The sequence below is a fragment of the Shimia biformata genome, from assembly GCF_016888515.1.
GTDB lineage: Bacteria > Pseudomonadota > Alphaproteobacteria > Rhodobacterales > Rhodobacteraceae > Shimia_A > Shimia_A biformata.
In genome coordinates, this window is sequence record NZ_JAFEJK010000001.1 from 1,168,643 (window position 1) to 1,190,128 (window position 21,486).

At 61.7% G+C, this 21,486-nt stretch carries 25 protein-coding genes; 18 read left to right on the forward strand and 7 right to left on the reverse strand.

Annotated features, from left to right (window positions below):
• The first annotated feature begins 288 nt into the window (after window positions 1–288).
• The gene (locus JQ863_RS05735) at window positions 289–750 is read left to right on the forward strand and encodes a hypothetical protein (protein WP_204113352.1); all 462 of its coding nucleotides are present in this window, start codon (window positions 289–291) and stop codon (window positions 748–750) included.
• The gene (locus JQ863_RS05740; protein WP_204113353.1) at window positions 750–1,634 is read left to right on the forward strand and encodes a helix-turn-helix transcriptional regulator; all 885 of its coding nucleotides are present in this window, start codon (window positions 750–752) and stop codon (window positions 1,632–1,634) included. Before JQ863_RS05735 ends, JQ863_RS05740 begins: the two co-directional genes overlap by 1 nt.
• A 320-nt stretch (window positions 1,635–1,954) precedes the next feature.
• Here JQ863_RS05740 and JQ863_RS05745 read toward each other — a convergent pair whose 3' ends face one another.
• Window positions 1,955–3,076, reverse strand: a complete 1,122-nt coding sequence (locus tag JQ863_RS05745) for a beta-ketoacyl-ACP synthase III (protein ID WP_204113354.1) — start codon at window positions 3,074–3,076, stop codon at window positions 1,955–1,957.
• 85 nt (window positions 3,077–3,161) lie between these two features.
• Window positions 3,162–3,929 (reverse strand): tRNA pseudouridine(38-40) synthase TruA, encoded by a 768-nt coding sequence (gene truA / locus JQ863_RS05750; protein ID WP_204113355.1) that lies wholly within the window; start codon window positions 3,927–3,929, stop codon window positions 3,162–3,164.
• A 164-nt stretch (window positions 3,930–4,093) separates the two neighbouring features.
• On the opposite strand from truA, the gene JQ863_RS05755 reads away from it, so the two are divergent.
• Entirely contained in the window at window positions 4,094–5,509 is a 1,416-nt protein-coding gene (locus JQ863_RS05755; RefSeq protein ID WP_204113356.1) for a YcjX family GTP-binding protein, read from the forward strand.
• Window positions 5,506–6,525 (forward strand): YcjF family protein, encoded by a 1,020-nt coding sequence (locus JQ863_RS05760; RefSeq protein WP_204113357.1) that lies wholly within the window; start codon window positions 5,506–5,508, stop codon window positions 6,523–6,525. The genes JQ863_RS05755 and JQ863_RS05760 overlap by 4 nt, the downstream gene beginning before the upstream one ends.
• Here JQ863_RS05760 and JQ863_RS05765 read toward each other — a convergent pair whose 3' ends face one another.
• The 3 genes from JQ863_RS05765 to fsa all read right to left on the reverse strand — a co-directional run bounded on the left by JQ863_RS05765 (window position 6,526) and on the right by fsa (window position 8,962).
• A complete protein-coding gene (locus tag JQ863_RS05765; protein ID WP_204113358.1) occupies window positions 6,526–7,440 on the reverse strand; it encodes a tyrosine recombinase XerC in 915 nt (304 codons plus the stop codon).
• Window positions 7,437–8,147: a DUF484 family protein gene (locus tag JQ863_RS05770; protein WP_204113359.1), complete on the reverse strand. Its 711-nt coding sequence runs from the start codon at window positions 8,145–8,147 to the stop codon at window positions 7,437–7,439. The genes JQ863_RS05765 and JQ863_RS05770 overlap by 4 nt, the downstream gene beginning before the upstream one ends.
• Window positions 8,148–8,308: 161 nt before the next feature.
• Window positions 8,309–8,962, reverse strand: a complete 654-nt coding sequence (gene fsa / locus JQ863_RS05775) for a fructose-6-phosphate aldolase (protein WP_204113360.1) — start codon at window positions 8,960–8,962, stop codon at window positions 8,309–8,311.
• 103 nt (window positions 8,963–9,065) lie between these two features.
• On the opposite strand from fsa, the gene JQ863_RS05780 reads away from it, so the two are divergent.
• The 5 genes from JQ863_RS05780 to JQ863_RS05800 all read left to right on the forward strand — a co-directional run bounded on the left by JQ863_RS05780 (window position 9,066) and on the right by JQ863_RS05800 (window position 15,545).
• Entirely contained in the window at window positions 9,066–11,276 is a 2,211-nt protein-coding gene (locus JQ863_RS05780) for a primosomal protein N' (protein ID WP_204113361.1), read from the forward strand.
• A gap of 132 nt (window positions 11,277–11,408) precedes the next feature.
• Complete coding sequence (locus tag JQ863_RS05785; protein ID WP_204113362.1) at window positions 11,409–12,641, forward strand: MFS transporter; 1,233 nt, start codon at window positions 11,409–11,411, stop codon at window positions 12,639–12,641.
• A 13-nt stretch (window positions 12,642–12,654) separates the two neighbouring features.
• Window positions 12,655–14,022, forward strand: coding sequence for an MATE family efflux transporter (locus JQ863_RS05790; RefSeq protein WP_239113213.1), 1,368 nt, complete (start codon window positions 12,655–12,657; stop codon window positions 14,020–14,022).
• A gap of 31 nt (window positions 14,023–14,053) precedes the next feature.
• The gene (locus JQ863_RS05795; protein ID WP_204113363.1) at window positions 14,054–14,923 is read left to right on the forward strand and encodes a 50S ribosomal protein L11 methyltransferase; all 870 of its coding nucleotides are present in this window, start codon (window positions 14,054–14,056) and stop codon (window positions 14,921–14,923) included.
• A 16-nt stretch (window positions 14,924–14,939) separates the two neighbouring features.
• The gene (locus JQ863_RS05800; protein ID WP_204113364.1) at window positions 14,940–15,545 is read left to right on the forward strand and encodes a hypothetical protein; all 606 of its coding nucleotides are present in this window, start codon (window positions 14,940–14,942) and stop codon (window positions 15,543–15,545) included.
• A 221-nt stretch (window positions 15,546–15,766) separates the two neighbouring features.
• On the opposite strand, the gene JQ863_RS05805 is transcribed toward JQ863_RS05800, so the two are convergent.
• The gene (locus JQ863_RS05805) at window positions 15,767–15,955 is read right to left on the reverse strand and encodes a DUF1127 domain-containing protein (RefSeq protein WP_204113365.1); all 189 of its coding nucleotides are present in this window, start codon (window positions 15,953–15,955) and stop codon (window positions 15,767–15,769) included.
• Between the two features lie 91 nt (window positions 15,956–16,046).
• Between JQ863_RS05805 and JQ863_RS05810 the strand changes: the two genes are divergently transcribed.
• From JQ863_RS05810 to ruvB, 4 genes are all read left to right on the forward strand, one after another.
• On the forward strand, window positions 16,047–16,184 hold the full coding sequence (locus JQ863_RS05810) for a hypothetical protein (protein ID WP_204113366.1): 138 nt from the start codon (window positions 16,047–16,049) through the stop codon (window positions 16,182–16,184).
• Between the two features lie 102 nt (window positions 16,185–16,286).
• Window positions 16,287–16,793: a crossover junction endodeoxyribonuclease RuvC gene (ruvC, locus tag JQ863_RS05815; protein ID WP_204113367.1), complete on the forward strand. Its 507-nt coding sequence runs from the start codon at window positions 16,287–16,289 to the stop codon at window positions 16,791–16,793.
• A complete protein-coding gene (gene ruvA, locus JQ863_RS05820) occupies window positions 16,790–17,476 on the forward strand; it encodes a Holliday junction branch migration protein RuvA (protein ID WP_204113368.1) in 687 nt (228 codons plus the stop codon). Before ruvC ends, ruvA begins: the two co-directional genes overlap by 4 nt.
• Window positions 17,477–17,480: 4 nt before the next feature.
• Entirely contained in the window at window positions 17,481–18,500 is a 1,020-nt protein-coding gene (gene ruvB / locus JQ863_RS05825; protein ID WP_204113369.1) for a Holliday junction branch migration DNA helicase RuvB, read from the forward strand.
• 150 nt (window positions 18,501–18,650) lie between these two features.
• On the opposite strand, the gene JQ863_RS19615 is transcribed toward ruvB, so the two are convergent.
• Complete coding sequence (locus JQ863_RS19615; RefSeq protein ID WP_420826225.1) at window positions 18,651–19,061, reverse strand: GspH/FimT family pseudopilin; 411 nt, start codon at window positions 19,059–19,061, stop codon at window positions 18,651–18,653.
• On the opposite strand from JQ863_RS19615, the gene JQ863_RS19620 reads away from it, so the two are divergent.
• The 5 genes from JQ863_RS19620 (at window position 19,042) to tolR (ending at window position 21,473) form a co-directional block, all read left to right on the forward strand.
• Complete coding sequence (locus JQ863_RS19620; protein WP_420826226.1) at window positions 19,042–19,224, forward strand: hypothetical protein; 183 nt, start codon at window positions 19,042–19,044, stop codon at window positions 19,222–19,224. The genes JQ863_RS19615 and JQ863_RS19620 overlap by 20 nt on opposite strands.
• The gene (gene thpR / locus JQ863_RS05835; protein WP_204113371.1) at window positions 19,224–19,742 is read left to right on the forward strand and encodes an RNA 2',3'-cyclic phosphodiesterase; all 519 of its coding nucleotides are present in this window, start codon (window positions 19,224–19,226) and stop codon (window positions 19,740–19,742) included. The genes JQ863_RS19620 and thpR overlap by 1 nt, the downstream gene beginning before the upstream one ends.
• Window positions 19,743–19,814: 72 nt before the next feature.
• On the forward strand, window positions 19,815–20,204 hold the full coding sequence (gene ybgC, locus JQ863_RS05840) for a tol-pal system-associated acyl-CoA thioesterase (RefSeq protein ID WP_204113372.1): 390 nt from the start codon (window positions 19,815–19,817) through the stop codon (window positions 20,202–20,204).
• Window positions 20,205–20,315: 111 nt separating this feature from the next.
• Window positions 20,316–20,990: a protein TolQ gene (tolQ, locus tag JQ863_RS05845; protein ID WP_204113373.1), complete on the forward strand. Its 675-nt coding sequence runs from the start codon at window positions 20,316–20,318 to the stop codon at window positions 20,988–20,990.
• A gap of 3 nt (window positions 20,991–20,993) precedes the next feature.
• Complete coding sequence (tolR, locus tag JQ863_RS05850; RefSeq protein ID WP_204113374.1) at window positions 20,994–21,473, forward strand: protein TolR; 480 nt, start codon at window positions 20,994–20,996, stop codon at window positions 21,471–21,473.
• Window positions 21,474–21,486: the final 13 nt, after the last annotated feature.

A 21,486-nucleotide genomic window follows, 5' to 3' on the forward strand; every position in this document is an offset into this window, starting at 1 on the left:
CGGCGTAATTGCAAGGGTGGTTCGGACCGGAACAAAGCCGCATTCGCGAGGCAGGGCCTCTGGGGATGGACAAAGGCGCCCTTGTCCCGATCCTAGGGACGCACCGCCGAGTTTCGTGGCGCCGCCCCGGGGCAACAAGACCCGGCCTTGGGATGGCCGGACACTCGTCATTATTCCCGAAAACACTGGGAACACTTTACAAATGACAATATTGCCGCAAGCCTATAATGGGAAACGACCGGGGCCATTCCCCGTTTTTGGACTTGAATGACGCGTGGGAGTGAAGGCATGGCGGACATGGGGCGCTACCTGAAAAAACACACAGAGGCCCTTGTCAAAGATGTCGGCATCGAAGCGGCGTGTACGTTGACGGGCAAGTCCAAGGCGACCCTGGGCCGCTATTATTCGGACCACGATGAACATGCCGACCGCTTCATGCCGGTCGATGCGGTTGCCGCGCTGGAAGAGGCCGCGTCATTTCCACATGTCACCTCGGCGCTGGCCGATCTCAATGGCATAACCCTGTCTTATGATGACCGTCGGCGCAACGACAGTGACAAGGGCGGCGTCAATACCGACGTTATCGCGCTGAGCCAACGGTTCGGCATGCTGATGGCCGAGTACCACCAGTCGATCGAAGACGGCATCATCACCGTGAATGAGGCCAAGCGCCTGTTGAAAGAGACGCTGGCCCTGCAACAGGTCCTGGTCGAAATGAAGCTGCATCTGGAAGAGGAAACCGAGACCTGATGCAACCCCTGCCGCCACGCCGCGAGCTGATTGACGCTGAACGTCACGTGCCGGAACTGCTGCAGGAGTTCCTGGTCGATCTCGAGGCAACGCGGCATTCGTCAGAAGTCTGGCAGTTGATTATCCGGTTGGGGCAGACGCTCAATCTGCCTTTCATCGACTTCATCACCGCCAGCAATTATGCCGATTGGAAACGAACCACCTTTATTCGGACGTCCTATGATTCCACGTGGCTCAATGACCTGAACAAGGACCCCGACGTTCAGAAATGGTCATATTTCCGCACCCATGCGATGCACTATTTGACGCCTATTGCCGTGGGGCTCGAATTTGTCGATGAATACCGGCACATCCCCGAGAAACGCGTCCATGTCCTGCGGGAAGCCGCGCGGCGGGGTATTCGTGCGGGATTTTCGATTCCTCTGCGCGCACATGCGCCGCCGCAGGCTGCTCTGATCACGTTCTCCGGCAATCATTCGCGCCGCGAGATGCAGGTCATCATCCGCAATCACGGCTGGTTACTGCAGACAGCCGCTTTGATGGGACACCAGCATTTTGTCATGCATTTTGCCAACGAATTCCCTGAGCGGAACCGTTTGTCCGCAAAGCAAAGCGAATTGCTCAAGCTGATTGGCAATGGCTATCAGGACAAACATATCGCCGAGGCGCTGGGCGTCTCGATTTCTGCGGTACGCCAGCGCATGAAGGCCGTCATGCGCAAAACCGGGTTGGGAAACAGGGCGGAACTGGCGGCGCTCGCAATGAGCATCGGCCTATTGCCCGATCCGCTGCGCCAAATGGGGTCCGACGAGGTCATCATCCAGAAGGAAATGGGGATGCCGTCGGTGCGTCAGAAACTGTCGCGGCCATCACCACGGACATGACCTGAAAATAGGGTGCCCCGGCTTTCACCGAGGCACCCGAAACTGATCAAATCACTCACGGAAACCAATCCGGATTACCGGACCAGTCAGCCCACGACAGGCGTGGGATGCGACTGCTTTCCTGTCCAGCAGGATTGCACCGGGCTCTGCCAATCTGGGGAACCGGCGTACTTGAACCCGTAGCCACGACGAAGAGTCTAGTGCGAAGCCATGGCAGTGTAAGGTGGGGTTTTCCGCAGTTTTGGCGTAAAGGTACTACTATTTATTACAGGAATATTTCTGATACCTGCAATTAATAGCAGTTCATATTTGCCATACCCTTAATGCCGTTTCACCAGCACTGACCCAACCGAATACCCTGCGCCAAAGCTGCAAATCAGCCCATACTCGCCGGCGGCGAAGTCCTCGTTGTATTTCGAAAAGGCGATAATTGAACCCGCGGACGAGGTGTTGGCGTAGTCCTGAAGAATGTTGGGCTGTTCGCCCGGTTCCGGTTCGCGACCAAGGACCTTCTTGCCGATAAAATCGTTCATTGTCTTGTTCGCCTGATGCAGCCAGACCCGCTTCAGGTCGGACTGCGCAACTCCCTCTTCCTCCATGTGCGACAGGATGTGGGCCGATACCATCGGCAGCACTTCCTTGAACACCTTGCGTCCGTTCTGCATGAACTGCATGTCGCGCCGGTCCTCAAGGCCATAGGGGCGGGTACGGCGCAGGAAGCCGTTGTTGTTGCGGATATTGTTGGAGAACTGGGTGGCGCAGCGTGTCGACAGCACCTCGAAATAGCCGCCTTTTGCGTCTTCGGCCCGTTCCAGCACAGTCGCCGTTGCAACGTCGCCAAAGATGAAATGGCAATCGCGGTCGCGCCACTCCAGATGGGCCGAACAGATCTCGGGATTGACCACGATGGCCTTTTTCACTGAACCGGACCGGATCATGTCCGCCGCAGCCTGAATGCCGAACGTGGCCGAGGAACAAGCGACGTTCATGTCAAAGGCAAACCCACCTGCGCCCAGTTCTTGCTGAATCTCGATTGCCACAGCGGGATAAGCACGTTCGAGGTTGGATGCCGCGCAGATCACGAGGTCAATTTCATCCGCCGCGATCCCCGCCTGAGCCAGTGCCTTCTGGCAGGCATCCAGCGCCATCTCGGTCATGATCCCCGGTTCGTCATCTGACCGTTCGCGCAGTTTGGGGTGCATTACTTCGGGGTCCAGCACCCCTTCCTTGTCCATCACGAAACGCTGCTCAATACCGGATGCCTTGACGATGAACTCAGTAGAGGAATGCGGGACCGGCTCAACGTCGCCGGCTTCAATGGCGGCGGCATTCTGTTCGTTCACCCGGTCGGCATAGGCATTGAAGGCCAGGACCAGCTCGTCATTAGTGATGACGTTTTCCGGTGTGAACACTCCGGTTCCGGTGATGGCTGGCGTAAACATGAAAACCCCCGATGATGCTGCAAGGCGTTCCCTAGAAGCACCAATCCTGGGGTTGTGGTCAAGTCTTTACGCAAGGGAAAGGTTGTCAGGCGAACGGATCTTCGGGGTAACCAACCCCGGCAAGGTACAATCCATGCGGCGGACACACTGGACCGCAAGCCGCCCGGTCGCGGGCATTTAGGGCTGTACGAACATCATCCGGCCCCCATGCCCCCGCGCCGACGCGTTCCAGCGTTCCGACAAAGGACCGCACCTGGTTGTGCAGGAAAGACCGGGCACGGACGTGGAAATGGATTTCGTCCCCCCACGGTGTCCCGATCCGCTTGATCTGCAACGCGTCAAGCGTTTTCACCGGGCTGGCAGACTGACAGATCGAAGACCGGAAGGTGGTGAAATCATGATGCCCAATCAGGAAATCCGCCCCGGCCTGCATCGCGTCCACATCCAGGTCGTGGCGGATATGCCAGACCAGCCCCGCCTGATGCGTCGGCGGTGCGCGCCGGATCAGGATGCGGAACAAGTAACGCCGCTCGACCGCCGAGAACCGCGCGTGCCAGTCTTCCGCCACCCGCGCCGCGCCGATGATTGCCACCGGGTTCGGCTTCAGATGATGGTTCAGCGCCTCCGACAGACGGAACGGATCCCACTCTCGTGCCATGTCGCAATGCGCCACCTGCGCCAGCCCATGCACCCCGGCATCGGTACGCCCGGCAGCGGCGATGGTGAACGGGCCGGGTTCAAGCCGCGCCAGCGCAGCCTCGACCGCCCCCTGGACCGAGGGCTGATCGGCTTGCCTCTGCCATCCGGCAAAGGGCGCCCCGTTGTATTCGACTTTCAGTGCGTATCTTGGCATGGGCTGGCGATACCTCATTCCTTCGCCAAGCGAAAGTCGCGGCTTTTTGCTGGTTTGAAGTTCCCCGGGGGTCTGGGGGTGGAACCCCCGGGCCGCACGGTGGGGCTGGCAAAACGCCCGCTCGGTGCTTAGGTATCGAGAAAGGCAACAAAAAGGGCCTGCCCTTGGTCATTTCTTCCCTGGCTGACAGCGTCACCCGCAGCATCGAAAGCATGGGCGACACGATCTCGGAAACCCTGTTCGAGCCGGTGATCCGGCTGGGTGTGACAGGGTTGGCGCGGTCGGGCAAGACGGTTTTCATCACCTCGCTTGTGGCAAATCTTCTGGATCGGGGGCGGATGCAGCGCCTGTCCGGGGTTGCCGACGGGCGCATCTCGGCGGCTTTCCTGCAGCCTCAGCCTGATGTCACCGTCCCGCGCTTTGACTATGAGGCGCATCTCGCGGTGCTTGCCGGTCCGTCTCCGCATTGGCCCGACAGCACCCGTGCAGTCAGCGAGTTGCGGCTTTCCCTGCGTGTCCGGCCCGACGGCCTACTCGGAGGACTGCAAGGGCCGCGTACGGTGCATCTGGATATCGTAGATTATCCCGGCGAATGGCTGCTGGACCTTGGCCTTCTGGACAAAAACTATGACATCTGGTCAGCCGAGGTGCTGGGCCGCATCACGCCGCGTTCACAGGCAAAACCGTTTCTTGACCTGCTGGCGAACGTTGACCCGGCCGCGCAGCTGGAAGAACCCGTCGCCCAGTCGCTTGCAGCCCATTTCACCACCTACCTTCAGTCAGCACGAGATGCAGGTTTTTATGACTGCACCCCGGGGCGGTTCCTTTTGCCCGGAGACCTGGCCGGGTCTCCTGTCCTGACATTCGCCCCGCTGCCCGCAGTCGCAAATGCCGGGCGCCGGTCGCTGAGGCGCGAAATGGAGCGCCGTTTCGAAGCCTACAAGTCGAAGGTCGTGAAGCCATTTTTCCGCGATCACTTTGCGCGGATCGACAGGCAGGTGGTTCTGGTTGACGCATTGGGTGCGATCCACCGCGGTCCGCAAGCCTTTGACGGTATGCGCCAAGCCATGGGGGACATCCTGGGCACGTTCCGCCCGGGTCGAAACGCGTTCCTGTCCCGATTGCTTCTGGGCAAACGTGTCGAACGCATCCTGTTTGCCGCGACCAAGGCCGACCACTTGCACCACGAACAACACGCCCGGCTTGCCGCGATCATGCAGGCGGTAACACGCGATGCCCGCGATCGCGCTCAGTTCGCAGGGGCCCGGACCGAGGCGCTGGCCATCGCCGCGTTGCGGGCCACCACAGAAGAGGTCATTCCCCACGAGGGGCGCGACCTGCCTTGCGTGCGCGGAACCCTACTTGATACCGGCAAGCCGGCGGCCTTTTATCCCGGCGAACTGCCGGATGATCCCAACCTGCTGTTGCGCGCGGCGCGACAGGGGGCGGACCGCTGGCTTGATGCAGATTATGGCGCCATGCGGTTTGCCCCTGCGCGGCTCAATCTGAAACCGGGCGAGGGGCCGCCGCATATCCGCCTTGACCGGGCGGCCGAGTTCCTGATCGGAGACAAGCTATGACCAATGGCCCCATTCTGATTGATCTGGACGGCCGGGACCTGCCGCCCGTGGCTGACGCCGCGCCGGTGCCGGATCTGGATCACGATCTGCCCGAAGGCGCCGCAATGCAGGCGGCTGCCCGTTTCGCAAACCGCCGCCCGTCGCGGCTGGCGCGATGGTTCTGGACGCTGTTGATGGCGGTTCTCGGCACGGTGGCTTCGATTGCGGCCTGGGATTTTGCAACCGGCCTTGTGGCGCGGGTGCCGATCCTTGGTTGGACCTTAATCGGGCTCCTTACGGCGCTGGGCGTGGTGGCTTTGGCCATCGCAACCAGAGAGTTGGCCGCGTTTTCCCGCCTGCGTCGGGTTGATCGCATCCGCCGCGACATGGATCAAGTCTCGGCGGCAGGTGACCTGGCATCGGCCCGCATTGCAACGTCCCGCGTGGTTGCACTGTATCACAACCGCGAAGACACCGCTTGGGCGCGCGCCCGGCTGGATGAGCGGATGGATGAGGTAATGGACGCCGACGCCCTGATCGAGCTTGTCGAGACCGAACTTTTGGCCCCGCTTGACGTCCGCGCCCAGGCCGAGGTCGAGGCCGCCGCGCGTCAGGTCGCAACGGTGACGGCGTTGGTGCCTCTGGCGCTGGCGGACTTGATCACCGCATTGACCGCGAACCTGCGCATGATCCGCCGCATCGCCGACATCTATGGCGGCAGGTCCGGCGCATTCGGCGGCTGGCGCCTGACCCGCGCAGTGATGGCGCACTTGGTTGCAACTGGTGCTGTGGCCGTCGGAGACGACATGATCGGCGCGCTGGCGGGTGGGGGGCTTTTGGGCAAGCTGTCACGCCGTTTCGGAGAGGGGCTGGTCAACGGCGCGCTGACAGCGCGCGTCGGGGTGGCGGCGATGGATGTCTGCCGCCCGATGGCGTTCTCGCCTTCACGTCGCCCCAAAGTAACAGCGATCATCAAGCGCTCACTGACCGGGTTGTTTGGAAGCGCCGCCGATCAGAATACACCGTCAAAAGACTGACTACGCTTTCGGATGGGCGCGGTTATAGACGTCCATCAGCCGGGCGCTATCGACGGCGGTATAGGTTTGCGTGGTGCCTAACGAGGCATGTCCCAGAAGCTCTTGAATCGCGCGTAAATCGCCACCGGCATTCAAAAGATGCGTAGCAAAGGAATGGCGCAGCGCATGAGGTGTTGCGCTGGCAGGCAGGCCAAGCTGCATCCGGGTCGCCTGCATCACCTTCTGGACCTGCCGTGCCGACAACCGCCCGCCGCGCACGCCCCGAAACAGCGGTTGATCGGGCTCGGGTCCAAACGGAGCAAGGCCAAGATAATCATCAACCGCGTCCCGCGCCGCAGGCAGGACCGGCACAAGCCGTTCCTTTCCACCCTTGCCGACAATCCTGAGCGATTCGCCCAGAGGTGCGGATCTGCGATCAAGTCCCAGTGCCTCGGAAATCCGTAGCCCACAGCCATATAGCAGGGTGACCACCGCCACATCCCGCGCCGCAACCCAGGGCGTGTCGCTTTGCATCTCGACCATATTGAGTACCTCACGCGCGGCGGGCTCGGCCAGGGGGCGGGGCAGCTTGCGCTGAAACCGGGGCGCACGGACCGACAGAACGGCGGTGGCGTCAAACCCTTCGCGATCGCTCAGCCAGCGAAAGAAGCTTTTGACGGCTGAGAGTTTGCGCGCCAGCGACCGCGCCCCAATACCGGCGCCTCGTTCGCGTGCCATCCATGCCCGCATGTCAGAGACTCCGATCGCCGACAGCGGCTGTAATCCCAAGGCCTCGCCCTTGTGCAGGGTGATGAAACTCAGGAATCCGGTCAGGTCGCGGCGATAGGCCTCAATCGTGTTCTCGGCATTGCCCGCAAGCGCACGGCGCTGAATGAGGAAGTCGTCAATTGCAGAAGTAAGCGCAGGGCTGATCATGCCAGCCAGCGGCGCATCGCCCGTTCAAAAACACCGGCAAAGAACGCCAAAAGGTCGGTGCCCTGTTGTGGTGTGAACTGGTGTGGGTCTTCGGCCCCCAATACCAGCATTCCGGGCAACCGCCCGGTGCCGAAATCCAGTTTCAGGCAGGCTTCGGACCTGATCCAGTCGGCACTTTCGCCATAGATCAGTTTGTTTCCCTGATGCAGCTGGCGCAGCGTGACCTGGCGGATAGGGATGTTGCGTCCGCCCGCCAGGTAGTCGTCAATGAACCCCGGCTCGGCGACGGACAGGACGTCCCCTAGTTTCTGGATCGCGGCGTCGCCCTCCGCTTCTTCCTCGGATTCCAGAACCAGCCGCACGGCGTCGACGCGCAGGATCTCGGCCACTTCGCCGCCAAGATCGTGCAGGAAGGTCTCGAACTCGATCGGATCCAGCATACGCAGGATCGCGCGATGTACCTGGTTGGTGCCGGCCAGATTGTCATAGGCCGCCGCAATGACCGAACGATGGGTGTCCTCAAGCCGGTCCAGCCGCGCCTCAAGCCGTTCCATCGCAATGCCGCGCAGATCGACGATATTGCCGCCCATCGCGCGCTCATTGGCGGCGATCAGCGCACGCATCAGGTCGCGATCCTCAAGGATCACATCGGGTTCCGAGATGATTTTCTCGCGCAATGCGTCGTCGATCTTGGGCGTGCTGCTCATGCGTGCCTCGTCTTGTTTGCGGCACTCTAACAGAGGGTGCCGCGAAATTCCTCATCTTTTTTCGCGAGGATTTGAAGGGTCGGCAACAATCGGCAACCGTCCCTTCCTCTTGCCGGAAATACCGCGGGGGGTAAGGGGGCTGGCCCCCCTCCTGTGTCGGCTTACAGGATCTTGATGCCCGCTGCCTTGATGTCGGCAAGGAAGGCGTCCAGCCCCTTGTCGGTCAGCACATGGTTGACCATCGCCTTGATCACGGCGGGCGGTGCGGTGATCACATCGGCGCCGATCCGGGCGCTGTCGGCAATATGGTTTACCGAGCGGATCGAGGCCGCCAGGATCTCGGTTTCGAACCCATAGTTGTCATAGACCTGGCGGATGTCGGCGATCAGGTCCATGCCATCTAGGTTGATGTCGTCCAGACGTCCGATGAAGGGCGAGATAAATGTCGCGCCCGCCTTGGCCGCCAGAATCGCCTGGTTGACCGAGAAGCAAAGCGTCACGTTGACCATGTGACCATCGTCAGACAGCGCCTTGCACGCTTTCAACCCGTCCCAGGTCAGCGGCACCTTGACGGCGATATTGTCGGCAATCTGGACCAGCTTGCGGCCCTCGGCGATCATGGTCTCGGCATCGGTTGCGGTAACTTCGGCCGAGACCGGACCGTCAACCAGGTCGCAGATCTCCTTGGTGACCTCGATGATGTCGCGGCCGGATTTCTTGATCAGCGACGGGTTGGTGGTCACGCCATCGACCATACCAAGGTCGTTCAGCTCGGCAATTGCGTCGATTTCAGCGGTATCAACAAAGAATTTCATGGGGGCAGCATCCCTTTCACGGATTGGGTAAGGCTTCGGCTTGCGTTTAGCGCAAGTTTGGCGATGCTGAAAGCCCGAAAGAGGTTTTTCTGTTATCGCTAACATGCCATCCGATCCACACGCCACCCCCGGATATTTCGAGGAAGGCGCCCTGGTGGGCGTCCTGACGGCCCAACCGCTTGACCGCGTGCTGGATTACCGCGCGCCCGAAGGCGGGTGTTTTGCCGGGGCCTATGTCGAGGTGCCGCTTGGCCCGCGCAAGGTGCTTGGCGTGGTCTGGGGGCCGGGGCGCGGCGACTGGGATCCGGCCAAGGTTCGGCAGGTCAACCGGGTGCTTGAGGTCGCGCCGATGCGGGCCGAGATGATGCAGTTTCTCGAAACGGCCGGGGCCTATACACTGACCCCGCGCCCGGCCATGCTGCGGCTGGCGACCCGCGCGCCGGGGCTGGGGGACCCGCCCTCGATGCGCAAGGTCTATCGCCGGGGCGAGGGGCGGCCCGAGCGCGAAACCGATGCCCGCCGCCGGGTAATCGAAACGCTTGAGGAATATGGCGGGCTCGCCTTCACGTTGAAGGAACTCAGCGACATGGCTGGGGTGACATCCTCGGTGGTCAAAGGGCTGGTGCAGCAGGGCGTCGTGCGAGAAGAGGACACGCCCCGCGACCTGCCTTTTCCCCGCCTTGATCCCGACTATTCTGCAAAACAGTTGACCGAAGACCAGGCCACAGCCGCCAACCGGCTGCGCGACGCCGTTCAAACGGGACGTTATGGCACCACCCTGTTGCGTGGAGTCACCGGGTCGGGCAAGACAGAGGTCTATCTCGAAGCGGTGGCCGAAACCCTGCGCAAGGGACGGCAGGCGCTGGTGCTGCTGCCCGAGATCGCGCTGACGGCGGAGTTTCTGACCCGGGTCGAGGCGCGGTTCGGCGCGAAACCGGCGGAATGGCACTCGGGCGTTACGATGACCGAACGCCGCCGCATCTGGCGCATGGTCGGGCAGGGTGGGGCACAGCTGGTAATCGGTGCGCGCTCGGCCCTGTTCCTGCCGTTCCGCGACCTTGGCCTGATCGTGGTCGATGAGGAACACGATACGTCTTACAAGCAGGAAGACGGCGTGCTGTACAATGCCCGCGACATGGCTGTACTGCGTGCCTCGATCAACGATGCCCGCGTGATCCTTGCCTCGGCCACGCCCTGCCTGGAAAGCTGGGCCAATGCCGAAGCGGGCAAATATGACCGTATCGATCTGACGACCCGTTTCGGGGATGCGATCCTTCCCGAGATGCGCAGTCTCGATATGCGGATCGAAGACCTGCCCGCGAACCGCTGGATTTCCGAAAAACTGCAACGGGCGGTGTGGGACCGGCTGGGCAAGGGAGAACAGTCGCTTCTGTTCATCAACCGGCGCGGCTATGCGCCCGTCACCATCTGCCGCGCCTGTGGTCATCAGGTCGGCTGTGATCGCTGCGACGCCCGTATGGTTGAACACCGTTTCCTGAAGCGCCTGGTATGCCATCAATGCGGTGAGACCAAGCCGATGCCGGAAACCTGTCCCTCGTGTGATGTCGAGGGCAAGCTTGCGGCGGTTGGACCGGGGGTTGAACGGCTGGCGGAGGAAGCGCAAGCGCTTTTCCCCGACGCGCGGCTGGCGGTGCTTTCCTCGGACCTGTTCGGTTCGGCGCGGGCGTTGAAAGAGGGCATCCTCAAGATCGCCGAAGGCGGCGCCGATATCATCATCGGCACGCAACTGGTGGCCAAGGGGCATAATTTCCCGCTTCTGACGCTTGTCGGGGTGATCGATGCCGACCTTGGGCTTCAGGGCTCGGACCTGCGCGCCGCTGAACGTACTTTCCAGCTGATGAGGCAGGTCGCCGGACGCGCGGGCCGGGCGGAAAAGCCGGGCGAGGCTTTGCTCCAGACCTATCAGCCTGACCACCCGGTAATCCGCGCCATCCTCGGCAATGACGAAGAAGCCTTCTGGCGGGCCGAGGCAGAAGGCCGCCGCGCAGCCGGAGTGCCGCCTTATGGCCGCATGGCGGGGATCATTCTGTCGGGTTCGGATGTGAGCCAGGTCTTTGATCTCGGAAATCACCTTGCCCGCACCACCGGACCGCTGCGCGAGATCGGCGCCGAAGTCTACGGCCCCGCGCCAGCCCCGATCGCCCGGGTGCGCGGCCGCCATCGGGTCCGGCTTCTGGTCAAGGCCCCGAAAGGCGCGCCGATCCAGGCGGCATTGGCCAAATGGGTCGCGCCGATCAAGCTGAAGGGTGATCTGCGCCTGTCCATCGATATCGACCCGCAAAGCTTCTACTGACAAACCGGCCTTTTTGCTGGTCCCAAATACCCCGGAGCGCGAGGCAGCGCCTCGCGGCGAGACAGGCAAAAGCGAAGCGCAAATGTCGCGATTGCCCTCGCCAAGTCAGCTGAATGGGGCTATTTGCAAAGCATGTTAAGAATCTTCACTCTCGACGAGGCGCAGCATCTTCCTGTATGGCGCCGCCCGATCGCGCTGTTGTTCCTGATGGCGATTGCAATGCCGATTGCGTTCCAGACTTGGTCGGCGCTTCTGAACAACTTTGTGATTGAGGTTGCGGGGTTCGATGGGGCTGACATCGGTCTGTTGCATACCGTGCGCGAGATACCGGGTTTCCTGGCGGTTGGCGTAATCGCGATCATCATGGTCATGCGCGAACAGGTGCTGGGCGTGGTCTCGCTGATCTTGTTGGGAGCGGCGACGGCGGTGACGGCGTGGTTCCCGTCCTTGGCAGGCATCCTGACGATCACAATGCTGTCGTCGATTGGCTTCCACTATTACGAGACTGTGAACCAATCTCTGCAATTGCAGTGGATCGACAAGGCGCGCGCGCCGCGTGTGCTGGGCTGGATGCTGGCGGTGTCGTCTGCGGTGACGCTTGTTGTCTATCTCTTGATCGTGATGACATGGAAGTCGCTCGGCCTGTCCTACAATACCGTCTACATGCTGGCGGGCGGGGCGACAGTGCTGATCGCGCTGGTTTGCCTGTTTGCCTTTCCGCAATTCGACAATCCTACACCGCAACTGAAGAAGATGGTGCTGCGCCGCCGGTATTGGCTCTATTATGCTCTGCAATTCATGGCCGGAGCGCGTCGGCAGATCTTTGTCGTCTTTGCCGGTTTCATGATGGTCGAGCGCTTTGGCTTCGAAGTGCATGAACTGACGACGCTATATCTTGTGAATCTGGTCGCCAATATCGTTTTTGCCCCGGTGATAGGCGGCGTGGTGCAGCGGTTCGGAGAGCAGCGGGCGTTGTTGTTTGAGTACCTCGGGCTGATCGTGGTGTTTCTGGCCTATGGCGGCATCTATTTCTTCGGCTGGGGTGTCGTGCTGGCGATGGTGCTTTACGTGATTGACCATTTGCTGTTTGCCATGGCGCTGGCGTTGAAGACCTATTTCCAGAAAATTGCCGACCCGCAGGACATTGCGCCCACGGCGGCGGTGGCCTTTACCATCAACCATATCGCGGCGGTGTTCCTGCCTGTGCTTCTGGGACTTTTGTGGCTGGTGTCCCCGGCGGCTGTCTTTGGGCTTGCTGCGCTGATGGCGGCAACGTCTTTTGGTCTTGCGCTGCTGATCCCGCGCCACCCCGAGAAAGGCAACGAAACCCGGCTGGCGCGCTTCGTGCCCGCACCGGCGGAATAAGGCAAGGAAATTGATGAGCGGCCAGCGCGGACGTTTCCTCACCGGCTCGACCATGAGCCATGTGATCCGCATGACCCTGACCGGCGCCACCGGCATCACCTTTGTCTTTCTTGTCGATCTTGCCAACCTGTTCTGGATCTCCCGTCTTGGCGATCCCCAGCTGGTCGCCGCCATCGGATATGCTTTTGCTATCCAGTTCTTTTCGGTCTCGTCGGGTATCGGGCTGATGATTGCGGCGACCGCGCTTGTGTCGCGCCGCATCGGAATGGGCGACCGCGACACCGCCCGTCACGAAGCGACTTCGGGCATGATCATCACAGTCAGTTTCCAGGCACTTGTGGCGGCACTGGTCGTGCTGTTCCGCTACCCGCTGCTCGAGCTTGTGGGCGCTGCGGGCGACACGCTTGACCTGGCGGCGCGCTATTTGCTGATGACGGTGCCATCGCTGGTGGTGATGGCGATCGGGTTGGTTGGGTCTGCGGTCCTGCGCGCCGAGGGAGACGGGCACCGGGCAATGTATGTCACCCTGACCTCGGGCAGCGTTTCGATCATTGTAGACCCGGTGCTGATCATCTGGCTGGGTCTGGGACTGGACGGGGCGGCGCTGGCGCTTGTTCTGTCGCGCTTTGTCCTTGCGGCAATGGCGCTGCGCTTTGCCATCGGCACCCACGATCTGCTGGCGCGTCCTGCGATTTGGGCGGTGCGACGCGCGGTCCGTCCGTTCTTTGCCATCGCGATCCCGGCGATCCTGACCCAGCTGTCCACACCCTTCGGCAATTACCTCCTAACGGGCGTCATTGCTGGTTTCGGAGACGAAGCTGTGGCGGCCTGGGCGGTGGTGAACCGGCTGACCGTGGTGGCCTTTGGCGGCATCTTCTCGCTGTCCGGTGCGGTCGGGGGCATCTTTGGCCAGAACTACGGCGCGGGTCTCTATGACCGATTGCGCTCGACCTATGCCGACGCGCTCAGGTTCTGCGCGGTCTATACGCTGGTCGCTTGGGGACTGCTGATGCTAAGTGCGCCCTACGTGATCCGGGGGTTCGGGCTGACGCCGGCAGGTGCCAAGGTGTTCTGGGCCTTTGCGGTGGTCGGAGCGGGCAGTTTTGTCTTCACCGGGACGCTTTTCGTGTCCAATGCGGCATTCAACAACCTCGGCAAGCCGACCCGCTCTACCGTGGCGAACTGGTTTCGGGACGGGGTTCTGATCCTGCCTATCGCCTGGGCCGCGGCCGCGATCTGGGGTGCGCCGGGCGTGATCTATGGCCAGTCGATCGCTGGATCGGTCGTGGGGGTGCTGGCCGCGATCTGGGCCTGGTATTTCCTGCGTGGCTTCGGCGCGCCCGCGGCTGCGCCCCTTGACGCGCCGCCGCCGCAGGCTTAGGCGAAACCCATCTTTTTGAAGGACCCGACCCATGCCCACCTTTACCGCCCTGACCACCCTTGTCGGCAAGGACTCGGCCGAAAAACTCGGCGAAGCGATGGAGCGCCTGACCCCGGAACCCACCGGTGTTGGCGTTTTTGAGATCGAGGATGGATCAGGTCTGTGGGAAGTCGGCGGATATTTTACCGAAAGCCCGGATGCGGCGGGGTTGGCGGTGCTGGCAGCCGCCTTTGACGCCAAGCCTTTCGTGGTCAGCGAGTTGCCCGAGACGGACTGGGTCGCCAAGGTCAAACGCGAACTGGCCCCGGTCAAAGCGGGCCGCTTCTTTGTCTATGGCAGCCATGACGCCGACAAAGTCCCGGTCGGGTCGGAACCGTTGCTGATCGAGGCTGCGATGGCCTTTGGCACCGGGCACCACGGCACCACGCTGGGGTGCCTGAAAGCGCTGGACCGTATTGCCGGAGAAGGGTTTCATGGGCGCTCGGTTGCCGATATCGGCTGTGGCACTGCGGTTTTGGCCATGGGCGCTGCGCGGATCTGGCCCGAGACGGTTCTGGCTTCGGATATTGACGAGGTCGCGGTGGAAGTGGCCGAGGCGAATGTCTCGGCAAACGGGTTGACGGGCCAGGTGCGCTGCGTCGAGGCGGCCGGTTTTGGCCACCCGGACCTTGCCGCAAAAGCACCTTTCGATCTGGTTTTTGCCAATATCCTGAAAGCCCCACTGGTGGATCTTGCACCTGAAATGGGCGCGAACATTCAAGCGGGCGGGTTTGCCATTCTGTCGGGTATTCTGAACGAACAGGCCGACGAGGTGGTCGCCGCCTATGATGCGGCTGGATTTGATGTCCATACGCGCGAAGAAATCGGCGAATGGACTACTCTGACACTCTGCCACCGCTAAGCCGCTTCACGTCACAGTGCCCGAGAATCACCTCGCGCAGTGTGCGGTGACCGCCCCGACTGCGCCCAATTCTGACGTCGCACTGTTTCCTGTTTTGGCATGGTCCGGTGGCGCTTTGGGGATCGTTTCCAAGTCGAAAATTGAATTGCGGCAAACCTGTCAGAATTGGCCAAAAATTGCCTCAATTTGTCAGCTTCGCCACATTTCCGCCACAATTGGCGACATATTTTGGACATGTTTGGTGGGGGCCAAACAGTACAGTTTCGAGTCTGCCATGTCTGATTCATATTCTGAATTCCAAGACCGTGTGGCACATATTTATGCCAAGCACGAAAAGGGCCCGCGCCTGCGCAAGGTTTCGCGCTATGTTGATCGTGACGGATATGTCGTCATTCGCGGCCGCGCGCCGCGTCGGTCGGTTCCCTGGGCCGGGTTGATTATGATTGCGGCCGCGTTCTTTGGTGTCAAAGGCACGATGATCGCGACGATGGGTAACGATTTCTACAACAGTAAAGTGTCCAAGCTGGAACCGGCCAACATCGTGGAACGCGCTGCGGCATGGACTATGCAGCCTGATCCGCTGTCGCGGTGGATTGCGCTCCAGATAAAATCGCTGCGATGAGGATGCGCGGGCAGGGCACGTTTTCTGTCCTTTGACGTGTTCGGCCGCCATTTCAATTTCGCACGGAAGGCCCCGCTGCACTCTCTCGCGGGGTCTTTCTGTTTTGATGTCGTTACCCGATTCAAACCATTCAATAACGAAAAACCGCAGTTCGTTTCCGAACTGCGGTTCCGGTCACACGTGAGTGACGGCGAAAACGGCGAAGCTGTGCTTCGACCGTCCTAGCGGATGTTTTCGATGTCGCCGCGCGACAGGCCGATGTCGTCCAGTTCGCGGTCCGACAATTCGGAAAGGGCATTGCGGGTCACGCGGGCGTCGTTCCATGCGGCGACAGTTGCAACCACGGATGCAAAAAACTGACCGATGCGGCCGGTGAAACTTGCGGGGGCGTGGGTGTCGAATACGGCCATATCAGTATTCCTTCTATTGAGTGGTCGATGTCTTCGTTTTCACCCGGCGCAATTAGTTGCGCATAAAACCGGCAGCAAGGTGGGAAATTGCATGTTTGATATGCGGTTTCTGCATGGCTGGGCCGAGTTGAAACGCCTTGAAACAAAGGTGATCCCGGCGGTGTCGCTTTTGCCTGAATTGGAGCCGAAAAGTGTCGTTTTTGACCTATTCCGAGGGCAGGTGCAGTAGCCAAATGTGATTGGCCTGGTCCGTTGGCCCTTGGCGAATGTTCTTGTTTCGTGCTAATGAAGGCGCAACGACAATGAAAACACGGGCAGACAGGGGCGCAACATGCGGGTTCTGGGAATCGATCCCGGTCTGAGGAACATGGGCTGGGGTGTCATCGATGCGGATGGCAGCCGGTTGTCTCATGTGGCTAATGGTATTCTCCATTCCACCGGCCAGGACCTGGCCACGCGGCTATTGTCATTGCATGCCGGTTTGACCGACGTGGTGGCCCGATTTGCGCCACACCATGCCGCGATCGAACAGACTTTTGTCAACAAGGATGGGGCTGGAACGCTGAAACTGGGGCAGGCGCGCGGGATCGCGCTTCTGGTTCCGGCGCAGGCGGGTTTGCACATCGGGGAATATGCGCCGAACCGCGTCAAGAAGACCGTTGTTGGGGTTGGACATGCCGAGAAACATCAGGTCGAACATATGGTGAAGCTGCAACTGCCGGGTGTCGTCATCCAAGGTGCCGACGCCGCTGACGCGCTGGCCATTGCCATCTGCCACGCACATTATGCCCGCGCCTCGGGCGGCTATGACGCAGCTTTGAGGAGGGCACAGGCATGATCGGACGTATCGCGGGACGCCTGCTCTATCGCAGTGACGATCACGTGGTGATCGACGTGAACGGCGTCGGGTATGTTGTCTATTGTTCGGACCGGACCTTGTCGACATTGCCTGGCAACGGTGAGGCGGTGGCGTTGTTCACCGACCTTCTGGTGCGCGAGGACAATCTTCAGCTGTTCGGGTTTCCGACCCTCTTGGAAAAGGAATGGCACCGCCTGTTGATGAGCGTGCAGGGTGTCGGCGCCAAGGCGTCGCTGGCGATTCTTGGCACATTGGGGGCGGACGGTGCCGGGCGGGCGATTGCACTGGGCGACTGGAACGCGATCAAGGCCGCCAAGGGCATCGGCCCAAAGACCGCGCAGCGCGTGGTGAACGAGTTGAAGGACAAGGCACCGGCGGTTATGGCGCTGGGCGGATCGCTGGCGGCGGCGCAGGGCGGGGCGCCGGCGTCGGATGAAGCGCTTGTGGACAGCGGCGACACGCCGGCGGCACCCCCCGTTGCACCCGCGGCCAGCGGTTCAGGGGCGGCGGCCCAGGCCGAGGCGCTGTCGGCATTGTCGAACCTGGGCTACGGCCCGGGCGAAGCTGCCAGCGCGGTGGCTCAGGCGGCCAGCGACGATCCCGAGGCTGAGACCCCGGCGCTGATCCGGGCGGCGCTGAAGTTGCTGGCGCCGAAAGGGTGACGACATGACTGAACCCGACCCCACCCTGCGCCCCGAACCGCGTCCCGAGGATGCCGACCGCGCCCTGCGGCCACAAGTGCTGGATGAATTCATCGGTCAGGCCGAAGCGCGCGCAAATCTCAAGGTTTTCATCCAGTCCGCCCGTCAACGCGGCGAGGCGATGGACCACACGTTGTTCCATGGTCCTCCGGGGTTGGGCAAGACCACGCTGGCGCAGATCATGGCCCGCGAACTGGGGGTCAGCTTCCGCATGACCTCTGGCCCGGTTCTGGCCAAGGCCGGCGACCTTGCCGCGATCCTGACCAACCTCGAAGCGCGGGACGTTCTGTTCATCGACGAGATCCACCGCCTGAACCCGGCGGTGGAAGAGGTGCTTTACCCCGCGATGGAAGATTTCGAACTCGACCTTGTCATTGGCGAGGGGCCTGCCGCGCGCACGGTGCGGATCGAGTTGCAACCGTTTACCCTTGTCGGGGCAACGACCCGGCTGGGCCTGTTGACGACTCCCCTCAGGGATCGGTTCGGCATTCCGACCCGGCTGCAGTTCTATACCGAGGCCGAATTGCACGAGATTGTCACCCGCAATGCCCGCAAGCTGGGCGTGCCCGCCGATGAGCCTGGCGCACGCGAGATCGCCCGCCGCTCGCGCGGGACGCCCCGGATCGCGGGACGGCTGCTGCGTCGCGTGGTGGATTTCGCGCTGGTTGAGGGGGATGGCCATATTGCCCGCGAACTGGCGGATGGCGCGCTGACGCGGCTTGGCGTGGACCAGCTTGGGCTGGATGGGGCTGACCGCCGCTATCTGCGCTTTATCGCGGAAAACTATGGCGGGGGGCCTGTCGGGATAGACACCATCGCCGCCGCGCTCTCCGAGGCGCGCGATGCCATTGAAGAGGTCATCGAACCGTTCCTGTTGCAGCAGGGGCTGGTGAACCGCACACCGCGCGGTCGAATGCTGGCGCAGAAGGCGTGGAAACACCTTGGTCTGGCCCCGCCGCGTAATCAGTCCGACCTGTTCGAATAGGATCGGCGTCGCGCTGGGGTATTTTTGACCAGCAAAAAGCCGGGGCTATTGCGTTTGCGGTGTGGTTTGCGGCATGTGAGGGCCGGTTTGGAAAGGATCGCCCATGACCCCGCAAGATGTCGAAGCCCTGTTTACCCGCACCGATGGAAACTATGGGTTTGCCCGTTGGGGGCGACCGATTGCGCCAATTGTTTTCGGGGTCGAAGACGCGACGCTGAAAACGGTCAAGGGTGCGGTCGAGGCGATGGTCACGCTGGCCGGGCACCAGATGGCCGAGACCGACCCGGAACTGGGCGCGAACCTGATGGTGTTTTTCTTCCGCGACTGGGCCGAGTTGTTGGACGTTCCCGATCTAGACAAGCTGATCCCCGGTCTGCCGGGACTGGTGGCCCGCCTGTCGGCGGAAGGTGCCGCCGAGTATCGCGCCTTCCGCTTTGACGAGTCAGGCGCGATCCGGGCGCATTTCGTGTTCCTTTGTATGGACTCGGACCTTGCCAAGATGCCAGCCGAGGCGATTGCGCTGAATGTCGCGGTGCGCGCGATGCTGACTTGGGGTGACAAGGCGTTTGAGGCGCAATCGCCGCTGGCGCTGCATCCTGAAAACGGCGCAACGATCCTACGACCGGAAATTGCTGCGGTGATTGCCGCTGCGTATGACCGGATGATGCCTGTGGCGGCGGGGGATACCTCGCATGCGCTTCGCCTGTTCGCACGGCTGAAATGATGCGCAGCTTCGTTGCGCTGGATCTGCCCGAGGATTGTCGCGATGCGCTGATCCGTGTCGGGGCGGCGGCGCGGGGTGGCCGGCAGGTGGCGCGCGACAACCTACATGTCACGCTGGCGTTTCTCGACGACCAGCCGGTCGAGGCGCTCGAAGCCCTGCACGAAGAATTGACCGTGATCCAGGCCGCTCCGGTCGAGATCACTTTTGGCAGTTATGCGTTTTTGCGCGGCCAGCCGCCGCGCTGCCTTGCGCTTGATCTGGTGCGGGACGCCGCACTTGGATTGTTGCACCAAGAGGTGCAGAAAGCTGTGCGGCGGGCTGGGATCCCGCTGCGGCGAGAGCGGTTTCGCCCGCATGTCACCCTACGCCGCTTCACCCGCGGAGATGCGCCGCCTGTGGTGTCCGATGCCGTGCCGCCCGTGCCGGCGGCGACCGCAACTTCGATCAGCCTGTGCCAATCCTTTCTGCGGCCCGAGGGCGCGCGCTATGAGGTGCTGGCGACCTATCCGCTGGGTTGATGCCCGCCGACTTGACCCCGGCCAGCACACCGCCCTAGGGTCGCGGCGAGGAAGCAGACCAAGGCAGGCCCCATGATCTATACCCACCCGATCCGCGTCTATTATGAAGACACCGACATGGCCGGCATCGTCTATTACGCGAACTACTTGCGCTACATCGAGCGTGGTCGCAGCGAGTGGGTCCGCGAGATTGGCATGGATCAAAAACGGATGAAATCCGAGGACGGGATCGTTTTTGCCGTGCGTCGGGTCGAATGCGATTACCTGTCTCCGGCGCGGCTGGACGATGAATTGGTGGTCGAAACCGAAGTGCGCTCGGTTTCCGGCGTCCGCATGGTAATGGATCAGTCGGTGAAACGCGGCGAAGAGATCCTGTTTCAGGCCGTCGTGACGGTGATTTGCATGACAACCGAGGGCGCGCCGGTGCGACTTCCGGCGAATATCCGCCAAATGGTCCACTAAACCCCGCGAAATCTCGCACCTGACGCCAAATTGATGGCTTTCCCCGTGGAACTTCTGTAGGTTTACGGCAAAAGAGGCACCGGCAACCCGGGCCGAGGAAAGAGCAGGCAGATGGAATCAGCAATCGACTTGTCCGTGTGGGCGCTTTTTGCGCGCGCAACTTTTGGCGTGAAGATCGTCATGATCATCCTGATCGTGGCATCGTTCTGGTCATGGTCCGTGATCATTCAGAAAATCCTGACCTATCGCCGCGCGCGGTCGGAGGCAGGGCGGTTCGACCGATCCTTCTGGTCGGGTGAACCGTTGGATGAACTGTTCGAGGAATTGGGGCCGGAACCGGAGGGGCGCTCGGCGCGGATATTTTCGGCCGGGATGATGGAGTGGCGCCGCAGTCACCGGCAGGATGGCGGCATGATCGCCAATGCGTCCGCGCGGATAGACCGGTCGATGGATGTGGCGATTGCCAAGGAAGCCGAGGATTTGCAGCGGGGGCTGCCAGTCCTTGCGACCGTCGGCTCGACTGCGCCGTTCATCGGGCTTCTGGGCACGGTCTGGGGCATCATGAATGCCTTTGTCGAAATCGCCGAGCAGCAGAACACCAACCTTGCCGTTGTTGCCCCCGGTATTGCCGAGGCGCTGTTTGCCACCGGGCTTGGGCTTCTGGCCGCGATCCCTGCGGTAATATTCTATAACAAGCTCAGCGCCGACAGCGACCGGATCGTCGCGGGATACGAGGCGTTCGCGGACGAGTTTTCGACCATCCTCAGCCGCCAGTTGGATTCCTGACCTATGGGCGCGGGTGTCATGCAGAAATCGGGCGGCGGCGGAGGTAAGCGACGCCGCAGCCGCCGTCGCGCGGTGGCGATGTCAGAGATCAACGTCACCCCGTTTGTCGACGTCATGCTGGTTCTTTTGATCATCTTCATGGTTGCTGCCCCCCTGATGACAGTGGGGGTGCCGGTGGAACTGCCGAAAACGGCCGCCAACCCCTTGCCTGGCGAGCAGGAAGAACCGCTGACGATCACCCTGACCGCGGATGGCCGGATCATGATCCAGACCACGGAAACGCCAGTCGACCAACTGGTGCCAAAACTGCGTGCCATTGCTGCCGAACGGTCGTCGCAGCGGGTGTTCCTGCGGGCTGATGGCACCTTGCCCTATGAGCTGGTGGTTCAGGTCATGGGGGCGCTCAATGCCGGCGGGTTCAGCGATATCGGTCTGGTGACCGATATTGGCGGGCCCGACCATGGCAGCGGGCAGGACGGGTAAGGCCGGAGGCGCG

What these genes read in the sequence shown, in the direction of transcription:
- JQ863_RS05735 (WP_204113352.1), top strand. Translation starts at nt 289, where the DNA reads ATGGCGGACATGGGGCGCTACCTGAAAAAACACACAGAGGCCCTTGTC.
- JQ863_RS05740 (WP_204113353.1), top strand. Translation starts at nt 750, where the DNA reads ATGCAACCCCTGCCGCCACGCCGCGAGCTGATTGACGCTGAACGTCAC.
- JQ863_RS05745 (WP_204113354.1), bottom strand. Translation starts at nt 3,076, where the DNA reads ATGTTTACGCCAGCCATCACCGGAACCGGAGTGTTCACACCGGAAAAC.
- truA (WP_204113355.1), bottom strand. Translation starts at nt 3,929, where the DNA reads ATGCCAAGATACGCACTGAAAGTCGAATACAACGGGGCGCCCTTTGCC.
- JQ863_RS05760 (WP_204113357.1), top strand. Translation starts at nt 5,506, where the DNA reads ATGACCAATGGCCCCATTCTGATTGATCTGGACGGCCGGGACCTGCCG.
- JQ863_RS05765 (WP_204113358.1), bottom strand. Translation starts at nt 7,440, where the DNA reads ATGATCAGCCCTGCGCTTACTTCTGCAATTGACGACTTCCTCATTCAG.
- JQ863_RS05770 (WP_204113359.1), bottom strand. Translation starts at nt 8,147, where the DNA reads ATGAGCAGCACGCCCAAGATCGACGACGCATTGCGCGAGAAAATCATC.
- fsa (WP_204113360.1), bottom strand. Translation starts at nt 8,962, where the DNA reads ATGAAATTCTTTGTTGATACCGCTGAAATCGACGCAATTGCCGAGCTG.
- JQ863_RS05780 (WP_204113361.1), top strand. Translation starts at nt 9,066, where the DNA reads ATGCCATCCGATCCACACGCCACCCCCGGATATTTCGAGGAAGGCGCC.
- JQ863_RS05785 (WP_204113362.1), top strand. Translation starts at nt 11,409, where the DNA reads ATGTTAAGAATCTTCACTCTCGACGAGGCGCAGCATCTTCCTGTATGG.
- JQ863_RS05790 (WP_239113213.1), top strand. Translation starts at nt 12,655, where the DNA reads ATGAGCGGCCAGCGCGGACGTTTCCTCACCGGCTCGACCATGAGCCAT.
- JQ863_RS05795 (WP_204113363.1), top strand. Translation starts at nt 14,054, where the DNA reads ATGCCCACCTTTACCGCCCTGACCACCCTTGTCGGCAAGGACTCGGCC.
- JQ863_RS05805 (WP_204113365.1), bottom strand. Translation starts at nt 15,955, where the DNA reads ATGGCCGTATTCGACACCCACGCCCCCGCAAGTTTCACCGGCCGCATC.
- JQ863_RS05810 (WP_204113366.1), top strand. Translation starts at nt 16,047, where the DNA reads ATGTTTGATATGCGGTTTCTGCATGGCTGGGCCGAGTTGAAACGCCTT.
- ruvC (WP_204113367.1), top strand. Translation starts at nt 16,287, where the DNA reads ATGCGGGTTCTGGGAATCGATCCCGGTCTGAGGAACATGGGCTGGGGT.
- ruvA (WP_204113368.1), top strand. Translation starts at nt 16,790, where the DNA reads ATGATCGGACGTATCGCGGGACGCCTGCTCTATCGCAGTGACGATCAC.
- ruvB (WP_204113369.1), top strand. Translation starts at nt 17,481, where the DNA reads ATGACTGAACCCGACCCCACCCTGCGCCCCGAACCGCGTCCCGAGGAT.
- JQ863_RS19620 (WP_420826226.1), top strand. Translation starts at nt 19,042, where the DNA reads ATGCTGACTTGGGGTGACAAGGCGTTTGAGGCGCAATCGCCGCTGGCG.
- thpR (WP_204113371.1), top strand. Translation starts at nt 19,224, where the DNA reads ATGCGCAGCTTCGTTGCGCTGGATCTGCCCGAGGATTGTCGCGATGCG.
- ybgC (WP_204113372.1), top strand. Translation starts at nt 19,815, where the DNA reads ATGATCTATACCCACCCGATCCGCGTCTATTATGAAGACACCGACATG.
- tolQ (WP_204113373.1), top strand. Translation starts at nt 20,316, where the DNA reads ATGGAATCAGCAATCGACTTGTCCGTGTGGGCGCTTTTTGCGCGCGCA.
- tolR (WP_204113374.1), top strand. Translation starts at nt 20,994, where the DNA reads ATGGGCGCGGGTGTCATGCAGAAATCGGGCGGCGGCGGAGGTAAGCGA.